Annotated in this window: 13 protein-coding genes and 1 tRNA gene; 4 read left to right on the top strand and 10 right to left on the bottom strand. The window is 72.6% G+C overall.

Features of this window, described 5'->3' with window-relative positions; all coding sequences use genetic code 11:
* Positions 1–97: 97 nt before the first annotated feature.
* The 5 genes from AB0J67_RS03990 to argS form a co-directional block, all read right to left on the bottom strand.
* Positions 98–1327: an MFS transporter gene (locus AB0J67_RS03990; RefSeq protein ID WP_363475982.1), complete on the bottom strand. Its 1230-nt coding sequence runs from the start codon at positions 1325–1327 to the stop codon at positions 98–100.
* 190 nt (positions 1328–1517) lie between these two features.
* Positions 1518–2567, bottom strand: a complete 1050-nt coding sequence (gene thrC, locus AB0J67_RS03985; protein WP_363475980.1) for a threonine synthase — start codon at positions 2565–2567, stop codon at positions 1518–1520.
* A 209-nt stretch (positions 2568–2776) separates the two neighbouring features.
* Positions 2777–4063, bottom strand: coding sequence for a homoserine dehydrogenase (locus AB0J67_RS03980; RefSeq protein WP_363475978.1), 1287 nt, complete (start codon positions 4061–4063; stop codon positions 2777–2779).
* A 49-nt stretch (positions 4064–4112) separates the two neighbouring features.
* The gene (gene lysA / locus AB0J67_RS03975) at positions 4113–5498 is read right to left on the bottom strand and encodes a diaminopimelate decarboxylase (protein ID WP_363475976.1); all 1386 of its coding nucleotides are present in this window, start codon (positions 5496–5498) and stop codon (positions 4113–4115) included.
* Between the two features lie 6 nt (positions 5499–5504).
* Positions 5505–7154: an arginine--tRNA ligase gene (gene argS, locus AB0J67_RS03970; protein ID WP_363475974.1), complete on the bottom strand. Its 1650-nt coding sequence runs from the start codon at positions 7152–7154 to the stop codon at positions 5505–5507.
* Positions 7155–7240: 86 nt separating this feature from the next.
* Here argS and AB0J67_RS03965 point away from each other — a divergent pair, with 86 nt between their 5' ends.
* Positions 7241–8041, top strand: coding sequence for a DUF3105 domain-containing protein (locus AB0J67_RS03965; protein WP_363475972.1), 801 nt, complete (start codon positions 7241–7243; stop codon positions 8039–8041).
* A gap of 10 nt (positions 8042–8051) precedes the next feature.
* The gene (locus tag AB0J67_RS03960; RefSeq protein WP_363475970.1) at positions 8052–8693 is read left to right on the top strand and encodes a DUF305 domain-containing protein; all 642 of its coding nucleotides are present in this window, start codon (positions 8052–8054) and stop codon (positions 8691–8693) included.
* 67 nt (positions 8694–8760) lie between these two features.
* On the opposite strand, the gene AB0J67_RS03955 is transcribed toward AB0J67_RS03960, so the two are convergent.
* Positions 8761–9513, bottom strand: coding sequence for an LPXTG cell wall anchor domain-containing protein (locus tag AB0J67_RS03955; RefSeq protein ID WP_363475968.1), 753 nt, complete (start codon positions 9511–9513; stop codon positions 8761–8763).
* A gap of 180 nt (positions 9514–9693) precedes the next feature.
* Here AB0J67_RS03955 and AB0J67_RS03950 point away from each other — a divergent pair.
* Positions 9694–9768, top strand: a tRNA-Arg gene (locus AB0J67_RS03950).
* 199 nt (positions 9769–9967) lie between these two features.
* Here AB0J67_RS03950 and AB0J67_RS03945 read toward each other — a convergent pair.
* Together AB0J67_RS03945 and AB0J67_RS03940 are read right to left on the bottom strand one after the other, a co-directional pair.
* A complete protein-coding gene (locus AB0J67_RS03945) occupies positions 9968–10702 on the bottom strand; it encodes a hypothetical protein (protein ID WP_363475966.1) in 735 nt (244 codons plus the stop codon).
* Positions 10703–10952: 250 nt separating this feature from the next.
* Positions 10953–15152: a S8 family serine peptidase gene (locus tag AB0J67_RS03940; protein ID WP_363475964.1), complete on the bottom strand. Its 4200-nt coding sequence runs from the start codon at positions 15150–15152 to the stop codon at positions 10953–10955.
* 91 nt (positions 15153–15243) lie between these two features.
* On the opposite strand from AB0J67_RS03940, the gene AB0J67_RS03935 reads away from it, so the two are divergent.
* Positions 15244–16191, top strand: a complete 948-nt coding sequence (locus AB0J67_RS03935; RefSeq protein ID WP_363475962.1) for a helix-turn-helix domain-containing protein — start codon at positions 15244–15246, stop codon at positions 16189–16191.
* Positions 16192–16260: 69 nt separating this feature from the next.
* Here AB0J67_RS03935 and AB0J67_RS03930 read toward each other — a convergent pair whose 3' ends face one another.
* Positions 16261–17139, bottom strand: coding sequence for a hypothetical protein (locus AB0J67_RS03930; RefSeq protein ID WP_363475961.1), 879 nt, complete (start codon positions 17137–17139; stop codon positions 16261–16263).
* A gap of 345 nt (positions 17140–17484) precedes the next feature.
* Positions 17485–17895 carry an ester cyclase gene (locus AB0J67_RS03925; RefSeq protein ID WP_363475960.1) on the bottom strand — a complete coding sequence of 137 codons (411 nt, stop codon included), beginning with the start codon at positions 17893–17895 and terminating at the stop codon, positions 17485–17487.
* Positions 17896–17898: the final 3 nt, after the last annotated feature.

Below are 17898 nucleotides of genomic sequence, written 5' to 3'. Positions count from 1 at the left end.
CCAAGCTAGCAGGACGTGTCAAGGCCTCTTTCCCGCCGTGCACGAAGCCCCGTCAGCGCTGCCGACCAGCGCGAACGGGGCTTCGGTCAGTGGAGCGTCAGTCGGCGAGGGCGGCGGCCGTGGCGGGCTGCGGGGCCGTGGCCGGGATGCGCCGGGTGACCAGGAACCAGCCCACGGCGTAGGTGAGCGTGGTGAAGCCGCAGCAGGCCACCAGCACGCGCCAGTCCACCGAGTCCACGAACGCGCCGACGACCAGCTGGGAGACCGTCACCGCGAGCATCGCGATCATCGTGTCCGTGGCGTTGACCCGGCCGCGCAGCTCGTCGGGCACCTGCTGGGCGATGGCGAAGTTGGACATCACCCAGTTGCCGCCGCCGGCCGCGTGCGCGATGAAGACACCCGCCAGCACCAGCGGGAACCAGCCCGCCCCGGCGACGCCGAGGTACACCAGCCCGTAGGTCGACATGGACACCGCCAGCGCCGGGAACAGCCAGTGCGGCCGGGCCAGCGCCGCCCGGAACAGGAACGGGCCGACCAGGCTGCCCAGGCCGCGTACGGCGAACATCAGGCCCAGCCCGCGCGCGCCCACCCCGAACGTCGCCGCGATGAACGGGAACGTCGCCAGCAGGCCGTTGCCGGTGCCCACCGCCGACTTGACGGTGACCAGCGCCAGCAGCCGCGGCTCGCGGCGCAGGTAGCCCATCGCCTCGCGGATCGCCGCGAACGCCGGCCGCGACACCGCCGGGATCGGCTCCTGCGTCGGCCGCTTGATCCGCGACGTGAGCACCGCCGCGGTGGCCAGGCTGACCGCGACCAGGCCGAAGCAGGCGTACGGCGAGAGCCACTCGGTGAGCAGCCCGCCCACCGACGACGCGACCACGGTCATGGTGCCCCAGGCGGTGCCGTTGACGGCCATCGCCGGGCCCATGTCGGCCGGGTCCACCAGGTTCGGCACCGCCGCGTTGGCGGCCGGGGTGTAGAACGCCTTCGCCGTGGCCAGCGCGCCCAGCGCCACCAGCGCGATCGGACCGGCGGCCGGGCCGCGCACCAGGAACAGGCCGCCGACCGCGACCAGCGCCGACAGGTTCGAGATGATCAGGATGTGCTTGCGGTCGAAGCGGTCCGCGATCGTGCCCGCGTACGGCAGCAGCAGCGCGACCGTGCCGGTCTCCACCGCCAGCGCCAGCCCGCCCCAGAGCCCCTGCCCCGTCTCCCGGTTGAGCAGCACCAGCAGCGGCACCATCACGAACCAGTCGGCGCCGAAGACGATGACCTCGGCAAGGAACAGCCGCCGGAAATCGGCGCTGCGCGTAAGGACCCTGAGCACGTAGGCACCGTACACCGGAGAGCGTTCTCCAGGGACGCACCCCACACTGTGATCTGCACCCCGCCGCCCGCCCGCCGCCCGCCGCCCGCCCTGGCGCAACTCTTGAAGACTTGCGGCCGCGACGAGGTCTGGAGCCCGCAAGTCTTTGAGAGTTGCGACAGGTGCAGCGCCTTCGGCGCTGCGGGGTGGGTCAGGCCAGGCCGAGCTCGCGGGCGGCGGCCAGCGGGTCGTTGCCGATGGTGGTCGGGGCGGGCGCGGTGGAGATGGCCCACTCCGGGTCCTTGAGGCCGTGGCCCGTCACCGTGCACACCACGCGGGAGCCGCGCGGCACCTTGCCGGCCGCCGCGGCCTGCAGCAGGCCCGCCACGCTCGCCGCCGAGCCGAGCTCGACGAAGACGCCGACCTCGCGGGCGAGCAGCCGGTACGCCGAGAGGATCTCGCGGTCGGTGACGGCGTCGATGAGGCCGCCGGAGGCGTCGCGCGCGTCCAGCGCCTTGGTCCACGACGCCGGGTTGCCGATGCGGATCGCGGTCGCGATCGTCGACGGGTTCGGCACCACCGCGCCGTTGACGATCGGGGCGGAGCCCGCGGCCTGGAAGCCGTACATCTTCGGGGTCTTCGTGGCGTTGCCCGCCGCGAGATCCTCCTGGTAGCCCATCCAGTACGCGCTGATGTTGCCGGCGTTGCCGACGGGCAGGCAGTGGATGTCCGGCGCGTCGCCGAGCGCCTCGACGATCTCGAACGCGGCCGTCTTCTGCCCGTGCAGCCGGTCGATGTTCACCGAGTTGACCAGCGCCACCGGGTAGTCCTGCGCGAGCTTGCCCGCCGTCGCCAGGCAGTCGTCGAAGTTGCCGCTGACCTGGAGCAGCTTCGCGCCGTGCACGAGCGCCTGGGCCAGCTTGCCGAGCGCGATCTTGCCCTGCGGCACGAGGACGGCGCAGGTGATCCCGGCCCGGGCGGCGTACGCCGCGGCGCTGGCCGAGGTGTTGCCGGTCGAGGCGCAGATGATCGCCTTCGCGCCGTGCTCGACGGCGGTGGACACGGCGACGGTCATGCCGCGGTCCTTGAAGGAGCCGGTCGGGTTGGCGCCCTCGACCTTCAGGTAGACGTCACAGCCGGTGCGGTCGGACAGGACCGGGGCCGGGACCAGCGGGGTGTTGCCCTCGTGCAGCGTGATCACGGGCGTCTTCGCGGTCACCGGCAGGCGGTCCCGGTACTGCTCGATCAATCCACGCCACATGCTGGCCTCCTTACCGAGTGTCATCGAGTACCTTGCCGTCTCAACGCCGGTCCCACCACTCGGGTTCCATCCTCCGGGACGTCACCCCCACCACCCCCTCGGGGTCCCCCCGGCACCGTCCCGGAAATCGATCACGGTGCCAGGGCAGCGACACGCCGTCGAACACGCCCATAAGTTCATGATCGACGAGGTGGACCCGGGGTGGGGGGTTAGAACTCGACGCGGAGGACGCTGGCTACGGCTCGGACGAAGTCGAGGGTGCGGAGTTCGGCGACGGTGGCGGCGAGGGCGCTGTCGGGGGCGGAGTGGGTGACGATGACGAGGATGGCCTCGTCGCCGCGGCCGGACTGGTTGACCGTGGCGATGGAGACGTCGTGGCGGGCGAAGACGCCGGCGACGGAGGCCAGCACGCCGGCGCGGTCGGCCACGTCGAGGGAGACGTGGTAGCGGGTGCGCACCTCGCCCATCGGGTGGACGGTGAGGTCGGCGTACGCGGACTCGCTGGCGGCGCGGACCCCGGCCAGGCGGTTGCGGCCGACGGCGACCAGGTCGCCGAGCACGGCGGACGCGGTGGGGGCGCCGCCCGCGCCGCGGCCGTAGAACATGAGCTGCCCGGCGGCCTCGGCCTCGACGAAGACGGCGTTGAAGGCCTCGCCGACGCCCGCGAGCGGGTGGGTGCGCGGGATCATCGCGGGGTGGACGCGGACGCTGACGCCGCCGTCGGCGGTGCGGCCCGCGATGCACAGCAGCTTGATGGTGCAGCCCATCGCCTTCGCGCTGGCCACGTCGGCCGCGCTGACCTCGGTGATGCCCTCGCGGTAGACGTCCTCGGCCCGGACGCGGGTGTGGAAGGCCAGGCTGGCCAGGATCGCGGCCTTCGCGGCGGCGTCGAAACCCTCGACGTCGGCGGTCGGGTCGGCCTCGGCGTAGCCGAGCGCGGTCGCCTCCTCCAGCGCCTCGGAGAACCCGGCGCCGGTGGCGTCCATGGCGGACAGGATGAAGTTCGTGGTGCCGTTCACGATGCCGGTGACCTGGGTGATCCGGTCTCCGTGCAGCGACTCGCGCAGCGGGCGCAGCAGCGGGATGGCCCCGGCGACCGAGGCCTCGTAGTACAGGTCCGCGCCGCCCTCGGCGGCGGCGTCGTGCAGGCTGCCGCCGTCCTCGGCGAGCAGCGCCTTGTTGCCGGTGATCACGCTCTTGCCGGAGCGCAGCGCCTCGACGAGCCAGGTGCGGGCGGGTTCGATCCCGCCCACCACCTCGATGACGACGTCCACGTCGTCGCGCTTGACCAGGCCGAGCGCGTCCGTGGTGAACAGCTCCGGGTCGATCGGCAGGTCGCCGCGGTCGCGGCCGGCCCGGCGTACGGCGACACCGACCAGCTCGACGGGCGCGCCGATGCGCGCCGTGAGGTCGTCGGCCTGCTCGTGCAGCAGCCGGACGACCTCCGAGCCGACGGCGCCGCATCCGAGCAGCGCCACCTTGACCGAGTCAGCCACATCGTCTCCCGTAACGCTCACCTGTCAGGACCGCGGCCGGTGCCGTGTCCTACCCGACGTCCAACGCGAGGAGATCGTCTTCGGTCTCCCTGCGCACGATCACCCGCGCCTGCCCGTCGCGCACGGCCACCACCGGCGGGCGCGGCACGTGGTTGTAGTTGCTGGCCATGCTCCGGCAGTAGGCGCCGGTTCCCGGCACCGCGATAAGATCTCCGGGCCGGACGTCGGCAGGCAGGAATTCATCCTTCACCACCACGTCCCCGGCTTCACAATGTTTTCCCACCACGCGGGCAAGAATCGGCTCGGCCTGCGACGCGCGCGACGCCAGCGTCGCCGAGTACGACGCGTCGTACAGCGCGGTGCGGATGTTGTCGCTCATCCCGCCGTCCACGCTGACGTACGTGCGCAGGCCGTCGAGCTGCTTGACCGTGCCGACCTCGTACAGCGTGAAGGTGGACGGGCCGACGATGGCGCGGCCGGGCTCGATGGACAGGTGCGGCTGGGCGATGCCCAGGGCGCGGCACTCGTCGTCCACGATCTTGAACATCCGCTTGGCCAGGTCGCCGGCGGGCGACGGGGTGTCCTGGCTGGTGTACGCGATGCCGAAGCCGCCGCCGAGGTCCAGCTCCGGCAGCTCCGCGCCCAGCTCGGTGCGGATGCGGTCGTGCAGCGACATGATCCGGCGGGCGCTCACCTCGAAGCCCGAGGTGTCGAAGATCTGCGAGCCGATGTGCGAGTGCAGGCCGCGCAGCTCCAGCGCGTCGTCGGCCAGGATGCGCCGGGCCGCCTCGAACGCCGTGCCGCCCGCCAGCGAGAAGCCGAACTTCTGGTCCTCGTGCGCGGTCGCGATGAACTCGTGCGTGTGCGCCTCCACGCCGACCGTCACCCGGATCATGACGCGCGGGCGCACGCCGTGCTCGCGGGCGACGGCGGTCAGCCGCTCGATCTCGTCGAACGAGTCGACCACGATCCGGCCCACGCCCGCCTGCACCGCGCGGGTCAGTTCGCGTACCGACTTGTTGTTGCCGTGCAGCGCGAGCCGCGCCGGGTCCATGCCCCCGGCCAGCGCGGTGGTCAGCTCGCCGCCGCTGCACACGTCGAGGTGCATGCCCTCCTCGACCAGGATGCGCACCACCGCCCGGCACAGGAACGCCTTGCCCGCGTAGTACACGTGCGCGCCGGAGAACGCCTGCTGGAAGTCGCGGCAGCGGGCCCGGAAGTCCTCCTCGTCGAGCAGGAACGCCGGGGTGCCGAACTCCGCCGCCAGCGAGGCCACGTCGCGGCCGCCGACGTGCAGCAGACCCGCCTCGTCCTTGGCGGCGGTCCGCGGCCACAGCGCGGTCATCAGCTCGTTGACATCAGCGGGGGTACGCAGCCAGGCCGGCCCCGTCCTGCCGATCTCACCGTGCAGGGCACCTGCTTCATGGGCACGCAAGTGTCGTCACATCCGTTCGGGGGCGGTCACGCCGAGCAGGCCGAGGCCGTTGGCGATGACGGTGCGGGTCGCGTCGTTGAGCCAGAGCCGGGCGACATTGCCGGGCTCGATCGGGGCGTCGCCGTGCGGCAGCACGCGGCAAGCGGGCTCGTCGTAGAAGCGGTGGAAGTCTCCGGCCAGATCCTCCAGGTAGCGGGCCACCCGGTGCGGCTCGCGCAGCTCCGCCGCGCTCTTGACCACAGCGGGATAGTCGCCGAGCGCCTTGAGCAGCTCCAGCTCCTTCGGGTGCGCCAGCAGCGCCGAGTCGAACGCGGCCGCGTCCCGAGTCAGCCCCAGCTCGGCCGCGTTACGCGAGACGCTGGCCGTGCGGGCCGCGACGTACTGCACGTAGTAGACCGGATTGTCGCGGGTGGCCCTGGTCCACAGATCCACATCGATGTCGATCGGCGAGTCGATGCTGTAGCGGGCCAGCGCGTACCGGGAGGCGTCCACGCCGATCGCCTCGACCAGGTCCTCCATGGTGACGACGGTGCCCGCGCGCTTGCTCATGCGCACCGGCTGGCCGTCGCGGACCAGGTTCACCAGCTGGCCGATGAGGATCTCCAGGTTGGCGTCCGGGTCGTCGCCGAAGCAGGCCGACATGGCCTTCATGCGGCCCACGTAACCGTGGTGGTCGGCGCCCAGCATCAGGATGACCTTGTCCGCGCCCCGGTCCCGCTTGTCGAGGTAGTAGGCGCAGTCGGCGGCGAAGTACGTCCAGGCGCCGTCGCTCTTGCGCAGCACCCGGTCCTTGTCGTCACCGAAGTCGGTGGTGCGCAGCCAGGTCGCGCCGTCGGCGTCGTAGACGTGGCCCTGCGCCCGCAGCCGCTCCAGGGCCAGGTCCAGCTCGCCCTTGTCGTGCAGGTCCTTCTCGTTGAAGTACACGTCGAAGCTGGTGCCGAACTCGGCCAGCGAGGACTTGATCTGCGCGAACATCAGCTCCACGCCCTCGGCCCGGAACGTCTCCAGGTCGTCGGCGTCAGGTTGCTTGGCCCGCACCGCCTCGGCGATCTCCGCGATGTACGCGCCGCCGTACCCGTCCTCCGGCGTCGCCTGCCCGCGCGCGGCGGCCAGCAGCGAGTTGGCGAACCGGTCGATCTGCGCCCCGGCGTCGTTGAAGTAGTACTCCGTGGTGACCTGCGCGCCGGCCGCCTTGAGCAGCCGCGCCAGCGCGTCGCCGACCGCGGCCCAGCGCACCCCGCCCAGGTGGATCGGGCCGGTCGGGTTCGCCGAGACGAACTCCAGGTTCAGCCGCTGGCCGGCCAGCGCCGTGCCGTGCCCGTACCCGCTGCCCTGGGTCACCACCAGGCGGGCCAGCTCGCCGGCGGCAGCCGCGTCCACCCGGATGTTCAGGAAGCCCGGCCCGGCGATCTCCACCGCGGCGATGCCTGAGACTTTGCTGAGTTCTTCGGCGAGCGCCGCGGCCAGCTCGCGCGGGTTGGCGCCGACCTTCTTGGCGACCTGAAGCGCGAGGTTGGTGGCGTAATCGCCGTGCTCCGGGTTGCGCGGGCGCTCCACCGTCGCCGCCGCCGGCAGGGCCGACAGATCGAGCTGCCGGGTCGTGAAAACGGCTTTCGCGGCGGTCAGGACGGCATCGGCGAGATTCGCGGGAGTCACCCGGCAATGCTAACCGGGTAGACTTCGGCCCTCAGCGTCCCACCACATGGCGGGCGCGCCCACCCCTCGATGTGACGGACACCACGATGAGCATCAGCACGCAGGGCGGCGAGCAGCACCGCCCCAATGTTGTGAAGGTCGGCGGCAAGCCCGCGGCCGGCGCCAAGCCCAACACCGGTGGCGGCAAGACTCCGCCGAAGGGTGGCAAGGGCGGCGGCCCCAAGAAGCCGATCACGCCAGTCAAGGTCAACCAGGGTCGCAACTGGGGCCCCATCGCCATGTTCACCGCGGTCGGCCTGCTGGCCGCAGGCATCATCGGCTGGGGCGTCTGGGCCGCCTTCCGACCCGGCGGCGCCGGCTACGGCTGGGAGGGCCGCGCCGAGGGCATCAGCGGCATCACCCACTTCACCCAGGACTTCGGTCGCGAGCACACCTACGACCAGGTGAAGTACGAGCAGAGCCCGCCGGTGGGCGGCAACCACAGCTACGCGTGGCAGACCTGCATGGGCAACGTCTACGACGCGCAGATCCCGAACGAGCACGCCATGCACAGCCTGGAGCACGGCGCCGTCTGGATCACGTACCGTCCCGACCTGCCCGCCGACCAGGTGGCCAAGCTCGCCGCCAAGGTCACCGGCGTCGAGAAGATGATGATGAGCCCGTACCCGGGCCTGGACAAGCCGATCTCGCTGCAGGCCTGGGGCTACCAGCTGAAGGTCGACAACGCCGACGACGCCCGCATCGGCGACTTCATCGGCGCGCTGCGCGTGAACGCGAGCCTCGAGGGCCCCACCGCGCTGTGCTCGGGCGGCAACACCGCCACCGGTGAGAAGCCGCTGACCGAGCAGCAGGTCGCGGCGCTCAACAACGGCGGGATGCAGGGCTGACGGGAGCACCATGACCGACACGAGGAACAGCCCTCGCGGCTTCACGATCGTCAGCGCGCGAGGGCTGGCCCTCGTGACGGCCGTCGCCCTGCTGGTCGGGTTGTCGCTCGGCTTCGGGCTGAGCCGGGTCCTCGGATCCGGCTCCCCCGCCGACGACTCCGCCGAGGCCGGCTTCGCCCGGGACATGACCGCGCACCACGCCCAGGCCGTCGCCATGGGCATGATCGCGACCAAGAAGGGCTATTCGCACGAGGTCCGCACCATGGGCGAGGACATCGCCATGACCCAGCAGGGCCAGATCGGCATCATGAGCCAGTGGCTGCGCGACTGGGGACTCAACAACAACGGCTCCGGCAGGCCGATGGCCTGGATGCCCGATGGCGACCAGGTGCTGACCAACGGCAACCTGATGCCCGGCATGGCCACCCAGGCCGAGATGGACGCGCTGCAGAACGCCACCGGCAAGGAGGTCGACCGCCTCTTCCTGGAGATGATGATCAAACATCACCTGGGCGGGGTGCACATGGTCGACGCGGTGCTGGAGCAGTCGGAAGACCCGGACGTGACCTGGCTCGCCAAGAGCATGAAGGCCGGCCAGCAGGCCGAGATCTCCGACATGCAGCGGCTGCAGGAGACCCTGGCCAAACGCTGAGAACGCCATGAGGAAGGGCCCCGCCGGATCACCGGCGGGGCCCTTCTCTCGTCCATCCGTACCCGGATCAGGCCTCGGTCGGCAGATCCCGGCGACGGCGCACCATGAACAGCGTCACCGCGCCACCGCCCACCAGCAGCAGACCCGCCAGCACGATGCCGGTCACGGCCGTGCCGGTCACCGGCAGGCCCGGCTCCGACGGCGACGGGGTGACGCCCGGCGTTCCCGACGGGTCCGGCGTGCCCGACGGCTGCGGGGTGCCGCTCGGCGACGCGCTCGTGGACGCACTCGCCGAAGCCGAGGCGCTGGGCGAGGCCGAAGCGCTCGGCGAGGCGCTCGGCGACGGCGTCGACGAGGTGCCGGCACAGGTGTGGCTCAGGTTGAACTCGCCGCCCTGCGTCGCGCCCTCCACGTCCGCGGTCGCCGCGGTCAGCGTCCAGCCCGCGTCGGTGAACAGGTAGACGTGCTTGTCCGCGCTGCCGGCGTTGTCGATGTAGCCCGACCAGCCCGCGCCGGTCGACGGCGTACCCGAGTTCTTGCTCGTCACCACGGCGGTCGTGCCGTTGCTGAAGGTCGCGCTCAGCGAGGTGAAGTCGTCGCCGGCGGCGTTCGGCAGCACGAAGTGCCAGCCGTCCTTGCCGGCGGGCAGCGCGGCGAACGGGCCGGTGCACTCCTTCGTCGAGAAGCCCGCGGCCGTGGTCGGCACGTGCGAGTCGTTGATGTCGATGACGGTCCCGGCCCAGGCCGCGGTGGCCGTGCCGAGCGAGAGAAGGCCGGCGGCAGCAGCAACCGCGAGGCGGGAAGTCCAGCGCTGGCGCATGGTTCCTCCGAGGGAGTGGGATTACGGAACGCCACATCCTCGCCCGCCGCGGTCCCGCCTCGGATCGGATTAACCGGCTGGTAGCTGATGGTGCGACGCGACATGTCATCGCCCGAACGGCCGAGCCGTATACCGATTCGGTGTCGGCCAGGGGACCTGATACTCTTTGTCGGTCGCTGAGCCCCCGTAGCTCAGGGGATAGAGCACCGCCCTCCGGAGGCGGGGGCGCAGGTTCGAATCCTGCCGGGGGCACCACTGATCGCCAGACAAAGAAGCCGCTGACCTGCCAAAAGCAGATCAGCGGCTTCAAACGTCCGTACGGCCGTGCACGGCCGGAAGCGGATGCCGCGTCGATGGACTGCTCAGGGCACGAAAAAACCCGGCTCCACGAGGGAGGCCGGGTGAGTTATGAGTCAAGGCTACCCGCGGCGCGTACCCCGGTCAATGGCGGGCGTCACCAGCCCGCGGGTTTGGTGTAGGCCCCGACCTGGTCCGGGAGCTGGGCCCGCTCGAACTCCCCCGGCCGGAGCTGGTGCCACCAGTGGCCGCCGACGCCGTCGTCCGGCTGGCCGGACAGCGCCCCGGCGAGCCAGCCCGGGGACGGGTTGATCAGGCCGACCGGCACGATGGTGCGGGCGTGCTGGATCGGGAACCGCAGGTCGCTGTCGTTGGAGATGACCACGGCGGCGTCGACCGCGCCGCTGAGCACGTCGACGAGCAGGTGGGAGGCGACGTTGACGTCGGAGCCCTTCTCCTCGCGGTGCGAGTACGACACCATGAAGATCCCCTTGGGGACCGGCTGCTTGGCGGCGTCCTGGATCATGATGGGCCAGGTCGGGTGGACGAGCTGCGGCTTCTTGGAGCGTCCGGCGGGTACGGCGAGCGGGGCGTACTTCACGCGGTTGACGTAGTAGCCGTATTCGATGACGTCGACGCTGCCGTGGGCCTCCAGCGCCTTGAGGTAGATCTGCTGGTCGACGTAGCCGGACTGGTTGGTGGCCTGGTCGATGACGGCGGTGCAGTAGACCACGCGGTCGATCCGGGCGCCGGGCCAGTCGGTGCGCCGGGCGACGACGGCCCGGGCCAGGGCGCGTACGTCCAGCCAGCGCCAGCCCGCCGTGCCGCGGCCGAAGAAGGACCGGCCGCCGTAGTAGAGGTTGAACGCGTCGATGTAGACACCCAGGCGCACACCGGCAAGCTACCAGCGCCGGGCTACCCCTGCGGCCGCCGCGGGCACGGGCCGCCACCCGGCCTCGCGGCGCCCCGCCAGGTCTCGCGGCGGCGCGAAGATCAATGTTTCCGGTCAAGAAGTGTGTTCTGACTACGTCTTCTGACACGGAATAGCGATCTTCACCAACCCCAGGGCGCCAGCGCGTTAAGAAGGGCACCTTCTACAACGCATAGCGTTAAGAAGGTGCCCTTCCTTTCCTCCAGGCCCGCTAGCGGGTGAGGGGGAGGCGGTGGATGCCGCCGCGGAGGGTGCCGGCGAAGAGCCAGCGGCCGTCGGGGCTCACCGCGAGGGTGGTGACGTCCAGGTTCTGCAGGCCGGTGGAGATGTTGTGCCAGGTCCGGCCGCCGTCGGTGCTGCGGAGCACGCCGCGGCCGCCCTTGGCGAGGCCGTACGCGGAGTGCGCGGTGGTCGCGGCGAACAGGGTGTCGCCCTTGGCCGCGAAGTCGGACACCAGCAGATCCAGCGGGCCGGTGTCGGCGGTGCGGAAGGTCCGGCCGCCGTCGGTGCTGGTGCGGATGGTGTCGCCGCCGAGGACGAGCCGCCCGCCGTCGAGGCGGATCGCGGTGACCAGGCCGTCGGCGACCTTGGTGAGGTTCACTCCGCCGTCGTCGGAGCGGTAGAGGCCGGTGCGGGTGCCGAGCCAGATCCGGTTCGCGTTCGCCGGGTCGCCGGCCAGCGCATTGATCCGCTCGGGCAGGAAGATGTTCTTCCAGGTCCGGCCGTTGTCGCGGGTGACGGTCAGGCCCTGGCCGGTCAGCCGCTCGAAGCCGGCGTAGACGTGGCCCGGAGCCGCGGGGTGGATCATGAGGGCGGTCGGCTTCTCCGAGGCGTTGCCGAGCTCGGTCCAGGTGTGCCCGCCGTCGTCGCTGCGGGCGAGCATGAACTGGTCGCCCCAGGCGGCCCGGCGGATCTTCCAGAGCACCCGCTGGTCGGCCGGGGAGACGGCGACGTGCTCGGCCCCCTCGCCGATCCAGCCCTCGCCGCGTGCGGCGCCCCACTCCGGGCCGGAGGCGGGCGACGCGGTGCGGTAGAGGCCGTTCTCGGTGCCGGCGATCAGGTCGCCGCCGCTGACCACGAGGTCGTACACGGTGGTGCCCTGCACGCCGAGGCGGCGGAACCCGCCTTCGACCGCGTCGTAGACGCCGGCCGTGGTGGTCGTCGCGGCGGTGCCGTCGGACCAGCGGTCGTAGTCGTAGACGTACGCGTCGTGCGACGGCAGCGCGGTCGCCGTCCAGTCGCGACCGTGGTCGCGGCCGACCAGGCCCTCGCCGGACAGGGTGGCGACGTACAGCTCGCCGCCGGTGGCGCGCATCGTGTTCAGCCCGAAGTCGCGCTGGTAGAGCGTGGACCAGGTCTTGCCGCCGTCGTGCGAGCCGACCACGCCCTCGCCCCAGACCACGGTCGCGACCACGCCCTCGTCGGCGGCCAGGGCCGCGACGAACCTTCCGGCGCCGTCGTACACCTGGACCGCCGCGCCGGGCGTGCCCGACACGACGCCGGACAGCTTCCACACGCCGTCGTAGGTGCCGAGGTAGAGGTCGTCGCCGCCGATCGCGGCGTGCACGATCTCGCCCGGCAGGCCGGACTGCTGCGGCGTCCAGGTGTCGCCACCGTCGACGCTGGTCAGCAGGGTGCCGCTGACGATCGCCACCAGTGCCCGGCTCTGCGCGTCGGCGAGCAGCCCGGTCACCCAGCCCTCGGGGGTGGGCAGCGTCTGCCAGGTGCGGCCGCGGTCGGTGGTGCGCAGGATCTTCCCGCCGGTCAGCGGGTCGTTCACGGCGTACCACCAGCGGGCGGGGTTCTTCGTGTCGACGACGACGGTGCCGAGGCCCGACGCGCCGCCGACCGGGAGGCGGTTGAGCTGGCTCCAGCTCGCGCCACGGTCGGTGGTGAGCCAGAGGCCGGCCTTGTAGTCGGTGGTCATGACGCCCTGCGCGCCGTCGGCCGGGGTGAGCGTGAGCTGGCCGCCCGCGCCGTTCGGGCCGACCGGCTGCCAGCGGCTGCCGCGCACGTCCTCGGGGGTGACCTCGAAGCCGGCCGCGCCGATCAGCCGCTGCCCGGAGGCGGCGGTGCCGCGCACGCTGACGCCGTACGCGCCGGGGTGCGCGCCGGTGAGGTCGGCGGTGTACACGTTGTCGTAGCGGTGCGTCGCGGTCACCGTGTAAGGCCTGCCGCGCGGCGGGTCGACGGTGACGACAGGCGCGGCCCCGAGCGCGGTCGGCGAGCCGATCCACACGGTGCTGGTGCCGTCGCTCGGGTCGGGCGTGGCCGCCACGATCAGCGGGCGCACGACCAGCAGGTACGGCACCCGGGCGACGCGGCCCGCGCCGGCGTCGGCGGTGACGGCGCCGGTGATCTCGGTGTCGCCCGCGGGCCGCTTGGCCTGCAGCGTGACGGTGACCTTCGCGGTCCGGCCGGCGGGCACGGTGACCCGGTCGGGCTTGACGCGCACCGCGCCCGAGTCGGCGCGCAGGCGCACGGTCAGCGCGCGGGTGCCGGAGTTGCGCAGGGTCACGGTGGCCTTGCCGCCCACGGTCGGGCCGGACAGGTCGGCGAGCCCGAACGACAGCGACGCGGGCTCCGCGGTGAGCGCGGCACGGGCGGCCGCGGCCACGTCGAGCCGGCCCGAGCCGTACGCGGTCGGCGTGCCGCCCACCGGCTTGGCCGTGCCGACCAGCGTGGACAGCACCGCGGCGGGCGCCTGGCCCGGGTGGAGCTGGCGCAGCAGCGCCGCCGCGCCCGCCACGTGCGGGGCCGCCATCGAGGTGCCGGACATCAGGTACTGCCCCGGCCCGAACAGCGCGGTCGGCACCGTCGAGCGGATGCCCACGCCGGGCGCCACCAGCTCCGGCTTGAGGCCGAAGCGCAGCGACGGGCCGCGCGAGGAGAACGAGGCGATCCGGTCGGTGACGTCCTCGCCCTGGACCGTCACGTCGATCGGCCCGGCGGCCAGCCGCCCGGTCAGCTCCTCGTACTGCGTGTCGTCCATGCCGAGCACGACGAGCTTGTCCATCCGGTAGAGATCGCCCGAGGCCTGCGTGCCGGCCAGGCCCTTGAGCAGGCCCTTCGCGGTGGTCGAGGGCGCGGCGGGCACGGAGCCGTCGGCGCCGAACACCACCGGGCCGCCGGAGTTGCTCTGGCCCGAGACGACCGCGACCGCGCCGCGCTTCTCCAGCTCGACGGCCAGGTCGAGCTCCCACTGGGTCAGGTAGTCCAGCGACGGGGCGGCGAAGCCGTTGATCCGCACGACCTTGCCGCGCAGGTCGCCCGCCGCGTCCAGCTCCTCGGCGCTGCCGAACCCGGCGTCGACCAGGCGGCCGGTGACCGGCTCGGCGGCCGGGTTGGCCGACAGGTGGCCGCGGTAGGTCTGCAGGCGCGTGCCGTCGACGTGCAGGGTGGGCAGCACCAGGTTGCTGGTGGACGCGCCCACGGCGATGACGCCGTCGGCGGCGGCCGGGGTGCCGACCGTGTCCCGGCCGGGGCCGCTGTTGCCGGCCGAGGCCACCACCACGACGCCCGCCTCGGTGGCGGCGGTCGCGGCCAGGCCCAGCGGGTCGAGGCCGTCGCCGTAGCCGCCCAGGCTCATGTTGATCACGTCGGCCCGGTGCGGGTTGGCCGGGTCGGCCGCCGCCTCCAGGCCCGCGATGATGTCCGACGTGTAGCCCTCGCCCCACTCGTTCATCACCTTGTACGCCAGCAGGTTCGCCTCCGGCGCGACGCCGGTGATCCCGCCCGGCGCGGCGGCGCGGCCCGCGATGATGCCCGCGACGTGGGTGCCGTGGCCGTTGTCGTCCATCGGGTCGGCGTCGCCGTTGGCGAAGTCGTACCCGCCGACGACCTTGAACCCCTCGCCCAGGCCGCCGCCCAGGTCGGGGTGGGTGTAGTCGATGCCGCTGTCCAGCACCGCGACGGTCACCCCGGTGCCCCTGGCGGGGGCGCCCGCACCGGCGGTGCCCTGCCACACCTGCGGCGCGCCGACCAGCGGCACGCTCACGTCGGTGTGTGCCCGCACCGGCTGGTCGGGCACGACCGCGAGCACACCCGGCAGCGCGGACAGCCGCGCCACGTCGTCGGCGGGCACCGTGGCCGCGACCGCGTTCACGAGCAGGCCGAGCGGGCGCTCGCGGGTCAGCCGGACGCCCTGGCGGCGGGCCGCGTCGAGCAGCTCGCGCTGGCGGCCCTGCACCGCCTTGCGCGCGTCGGTCACCCGGGCCGCGTCGGCGCCGCGCGCGTCGCGCAGCGAACCGCCCGGTGCGGCGGCCACGGCCGGGTCGCCGGCCAGCAGCACGATCACGCGCCGCTGCGCCGGGGTGGGCGCCGCGACGCCCGGTGGGGACCATGCCGAGACCAGCCCGGCGGCGAGCACGACCGAGAGTCCGGTCGCGATGGAGCGAGGGGGGAATTTCATGACTGTTGGGTCTACGGGTCACGACCCGTACGGTGCAATGTCATCAGCTGGCCCGTTGCTGCCGGTGGCACGTTTGGGCCAAGATCAGTCAATGACCTCCGAGCTCACCCCCGCCGGTGTCGACCCCTTCGACGAGGCGGTCTACCGCGCCGTGCTCGTCCGCCGCACCGCCTCCCCCGCCGACCTGACCGAGGAGCTGGGCTGCTCGGTGGAGCGCGTCGCCCGCGCCCTGGACCGGCTGCGTGACCACGGGCTGGTCGGCCGCCTGGCGGGCCGCAGCCGCCGGTACGCCGCGATCGAGCCGCAGGCGGCCGTGTCCGCGCTGGTCCGCAGCCGCGCCGCCGAGCTGGACCGGGTGCAGGCCGCCGCCGGGCAGCTCGCGCTGCTGTTCGCCGCGGCACATTCGGGCCACGGCGAGGAGATCGAGATCGTCACCGGCAGCGAGGCGCTGGGCCGCTGGTTCGTGCAGATCCAGCAGGAGGCGCGCGAGGAGGTGAGCACGCTCGACCGGCCGCCGTACGCGCTGACCACCTCGAACCCGATCGAGCAGGCGAACATCGCCCGCGGCGTGCGCTACCGGGCCGTGTACGCCCCCGAGGCGCTGGAGTGGCCGGGGGTCTTCGACGACATCCGCGAGCTGATCGGCCACGGCGAGCAGGCGCGGGTGCTGCCCGGCCTGCGCATCAAGCTCGCCATCGTGGACCGGCGCATCGCGCTGATGCCGCTGTCGCTGGACCTGACCGACGTGCGGGCCGCCGTGATCCGGCCGTCGACGCTGCTCGACGGCCTGATCGACTACTGGGAGCTGTGCTGGCGCACCGCCGTGCCGCTGCAGGCGCCCGCCGAGGACCCGGTCTCCGAGGAGGACCGTGCCCTGCTGACGCTGCTGGTCAGCGGGCTCAAGGACGAGGCGATCGCGCGCCAGCTCGACTGGTCGGTGCGCACCATGCGCCGCCGCATCAGCCGCCTCTACGAGCTGCTCGGCGCCGCCAACCGCTTCCAGGCGGGCGCGATCGCGGCCCGCCGCGGCTGGATCTGACCCCTCGCACGGTCCAGGCTCCGTTCCCGTCGCCGGTGCGGCGGGAACGGAGCCTGGCTCACGCGGGCGTCAGGCCAGCAGCTTCTTGATCGCGGCGTCGATCGAGCCGCTGTCCGGCGACGCGTAGGACTTCAGCGTCTCGCGGTTGTAGGTGAGGAAGCTCGGGCACCGGTTGGCCGGCGCGTTGATGGTGCCGCCGTCGCCGATCTTCTCGCCGGTCTTCGCGGCGTGGAAGGTGAGGGTGTACCGCGACGACAGGTAGTCGACCGTCAGCTTCTTGCCGTCGGACGCCTTGATCTCGCACTTCTGCCCGGGCGCCTCGCTGCCCGGCACGAAGGCGAGGCAGCCGACGACGCTCACCGAGGCGTACTCGGTCGACCTGGCGTAGTACGGGGCGGTCGAGCTGACGGACTTGTAGCTCCAGTTCGTCAGGCGGGTCGGGCTGTTGGCGAAGACGTACGCCTTGGCGCTGCCGCCGGCGGTGTAGTCGGCCGCGTTGAGGATCGCGCCGCCCGCGCACACGTCGGCGAAGTCGCTGGACGAGTCCGCGGTGATCGCGTTGTTGTTGCCCGGCGGCGGGGCCGCCGCGGAGGTCGCCGGCGCCGAGGTGCGGCCGGGCGTCGTCGGCGTGACCGGGTCGTCGTCGTCCTGGTTCAGCAACAGCACCAGGCCGACGCCGCACAGGATCAGCAGCAGCACCAGGAGCCCGGCGACGAGCCCGATGATGAGGCCCTTGTTGGACTTGGCCGGAGGCTGCTGCCCGCCGGGCGCGTACGGCGGCGGCGCCCCGTACGGCTGCTGGCCCTGCACGCCGTACGGCTGCTGGCCGGGCGTGCCGTAGGGCGGCGGGCTGCCCGGCGGGACCGAGACGGGCTGCTGGGCGTAGGGGTCGCTCGGCGCCCGGTACGGGTCGGGCTGGCCGGGAGGCGGGGCGTAGGGGTCGCTCACGCGTGTTTCCATTCACCTGATCTGACGTTTTCAAACCGACGTCTCAGGACCGTAGGCGGCCCTCGCCACTGACCAGGGCTTTGCGGACACCGTTTCCCAACCACCGGACCCGGCGACGCAGGCGGCCGGAGCCGGGGCGCGGGCCGGGCGGCTCCGGCCGCCGACGCGCCCGCAGCGCGCCGGGCGGCGTGAACGTCCAGTTCACCGGCGTCATGGATACATCGGACTTTCCGCATCGGACGGCAGATCCGGGCCGGATGTCACGATCCGGGCGGCATACGGCACGGCGGCCGACGGCTATGACGAAGATCACTTTCCGCCGGGCGCTGCGGGCAGTGGTGACGATCACGCCTCCGGCGCGACCACACCCACGCCGAGCTGCTGCAGCAGCTGGAACAGCTCGTTGACGCTCCACACGTCGGCGATCCGGCCGTCGGCGTCGAAGGTCAGGAACGTCGCGCCCGCGTACGACACGGCCGTGCCGGTCGGCGGCACCGGGCCGAACGGGCCCTCCTGGGTGCCGGTGGCGTGCCAGCGCAGCGCCGCCCTCGACCCGTCGGCGACCACGTCCAGCAGCTCGTAACGCAGGTCGGGGAAGGACGCCCGGCGGTCGCGGTGCCAGGCCAGGACGCCCTCCGGGCCGTGCGCGCCGAAGCCGGGGCAACCGGCGGCGACCAGGTCGTATGCCGAGTCCTCGCGCTCGCCGTTCCAGACGTCGGCGACGAACCTGCGGGCCGTGTCCGCGTGGTCAGACATGGC

This window comes from Catellatospora sp. NPDC049609 (genome assembly GCF_040675365.1).
In the GTDB taxonomy this organism is placed as follows: Bacteria; Actinomycetota; Actinomycetes; order Mycobacteriales; family Micromonosporaceae; genus Catellatospora.
This window is presented reverse-complemented; position numbering and strand designations above follow the sequence as displayed.

What these genes read in the sequence shown, in the direction of transcription:
- AB0J67_RS03965 (WP_363475972.1), top strand. Translation starts at nt 7,241, where the DNA reads ATGAGCATCAGCACGCAGGGCGGCGAGCAGCACCGCCCCAATGTTGTG.
- AB0J67_RS03935 (WP_363475962.1), top strand. Translation starts at nt 15,244, where the DNA reads ATGACCTCCGAGCTCACCCCCGCCGGTGTCGACCCCTTCGACGAGGCG.
- AB0J67_RS03925 (WP_363475960.1), bottom strand. Translation starts at nt 17,895, where the DNA reads ATGTCTGACCACGCGGACACGGCCCGCAGGTTCGTCGCCGACGTCTGG.
- AB0J67_RS03955 (WP_363475968.1), bottom strand. Translation starts at nt 9,513, where the DNA reads ATGCGCCAGCGCTGGACTTCCCGCCTCGCGGTTGCTGCTGCCGCCGGC.
- AB0J67_RS03960 (WP_363475970.1), top strand. Translation starts at nt 8,052, where the DNA reads ATGACCGACACGAGGAACAGCCCTCGCGGCTTCACGATCGTCAGCGCG.
- thrC (WP_363475980.1), bottom strand. Translation starts at nt 2,567, where the DNA reads ATGTGGCGTGGATTGATCGAGCAGTACCGGGACCGCCTGCCGGTGACC.
- AB0J67_RS03940 (WP_363475964.1), bottom strand. Translation starts at nt 15,152, where the DNA reads ATGAAATTCCCCCCTCGCTCCATCGCGACCGGACTCTCGGTCGTGCTC.